This is a genomic window from Bellilinea sp. (genome assembly GCF_034432615.1).
Lineage (GTDB): Bacteria > Chloroflexota > Anaerolineae > Anaerolineales > Anaerolineaceae > Bellilinea.
In genome coordinates this window covers 1-1,643 of sequence record NZ_DAOUBL010000108.1, presented here as the reverse complement: position 1 = coordinate 1,643, position 1,643 = coordinate 1, and the positions used below count along the sequence as shown (strand labels likewise).

Here is a 1,643-nt window from a genome sequence, read left to right as displayed (position 1 = left end):
GTCTTCACCAAAAGTACCATGTAAAACAGGAAAGATTACATCCAGCCTGGCAAACGCTTCAACCCGCCCATCCTTCAGGAAATACAGGGTGGCATCCCCTGCATGGGGTAACATTGCCACAGGAGTTAAGTACGCAGTTCGACCGGTTAGGAAGGACTCCAACACGTCCTCACCACTTAGCCACTGTCCCTCTTTGGTAATACCGACTTCAATCAGGTGATATTTCGCTGGATCAAGATTGGCAAGAATGGATCGAGCCGAGAGCAAGGAAACCTCATGCTCACCGGAACGCCCACCGAAGAAAACTCCAACTGTAATCTTATCTGTCATTGCTCACCTTTTAAAGTGGTTTCACCATCAGACCAATCCCCAACCAGTTCCACTTCCAGTTCCAACCGAACACCAAATTTTTCCTCAACAGTATTGCGAACAATCTCGATTAAGTGTCGGTAATCGCTGGCCGTAGCCGCTTCGCTGTTGACAAAGAAATTGGCATGCACCGGACTGACCTGCACACCACCAATCCGCATCCCTTTCAAACCGGCCGCTTCAATCAGTCGCCCGGCGTAATCACCCGGCGGGTTCTTGAACATGGAACCCAGGCTGGCGCCCGGTGGTTGGGTCTGTTTCCTGCGATTGGAAAATTCGTCCATTTTTTCCTTAACGGCCTCTGGAGTGCTTTTTTCCAGTTTTAGGGTGGCAGAGAGAATTACCGCTTTGGTCCCGCTTCGCTTCAATACACTGCTGCGATATTCATAACCGAACTTTTCAACTGACCAGGTTTGCTTACCTTCTTGCGGGTGCAAGATTTCTGCCATCAGTAAATTTTTCTGCATATCGCCGTCAAAAGCCCCGGCGTTGCCGTAAATTGCCCCTCCCAGCGTACCTGGCACGCTATTCGCCCACTCCAAGCCGCTCAAACCACGCAGTGCTGCCTGCCGTGCAATCATGCCAAGGTTAGCGCCCGATTCAGCCCAAACAGTGGGGGGATCATTTTGGGCATGGATCTTAATCGTATGTGCCCGGTTGAGCAGAACTACCCCATGGAAGCCGCGGTCACTGACCAGCACGTTGGCGCCTCCGCCTAAAAGCAGGAAGGGAATCTTCATCTCCCACAACGTTTTTACGCATTTTTCCAACTCATCCGCACTGTTGACCACCAGCAACGCATCCGCCGGCCCGCCTACACGTGCAGCAGTGTAGTTCGCCAGCCGCACATTTTCTTGCAGCCGTTGGCCAAATTGCTCACGCAACTCTTTGAGCGGAAGAGGGGTTACGGGTGAGTTCACCTGCTAATCTCCTAAAGCGCCTTGATTGCCTCGATCAGGCGGTTGAGTAAATCTTCCCGATTGCTGTCCAATGCCGGCGGGCGGGAAGTCAAACACTCGCGCTGGGGGCGCGGCTCTTTCCGCGTTTGAAATTCCGCGCTTTCCAACCGCAAAGCAGGAACAACCGAAACCGATGAGGTATAGGTTCGTTTCTTGGAATCAGACATCTGCCACCTCCTTTTCTTTCAAACCCGAAAAAACTCGTGCGCTGATCTGGTCGGCATCTCCAGCCGAAAGCACCAGCAAGACATCCCCTTTTTTCAAATTTTTCAACAGGAAATCTACCGCTTCATTCAAGGTCGGAATAAATCTGAC

Annotated in this window: 2 protein-coding genes and 1 pseudogene; all 3 read right to left on the bottom strand. The window is 51.7% G+C overall.

Annotation, left to right across the window (positions count from 1 at the left end; all coding sequences use genetic code 11):
* Positions 1 to 330 (bottom strand): annotated as a pseudogene (locus VAE48_RS05050) (D-alanine--D-alanine ligase A); the annotation flags it as partial.
* On the bottom strand, positions 327 to 1,289 hold the full coding sequence (gene murB, locus VAE48_RS05045; protein ID WP_322792228.1) for a UDP-N-acetylmuramate dehydrogenase: 963 nt from the start codon (positions 1,287 to 1,289) through the stop codon (positions 327 to 329). The pseudogene VAE48_RS05050 and the gene murB, both read right to left, overlap by 4 nt.
* A gap of 11 nt (positions 1,290 to 1,300) precedes the next feature.
* A complete protein-coding gene (locus VAE48_RS05040; protein ID WP_322792227.1) occupies positions 1,301 to 1,495 on the bottom strand; it encodes a hypothetical protein in 195 nt (64 codons plus the stop codon).
* Positions 1,496 to 1,643: the final 148 nt, after the last annotated feature.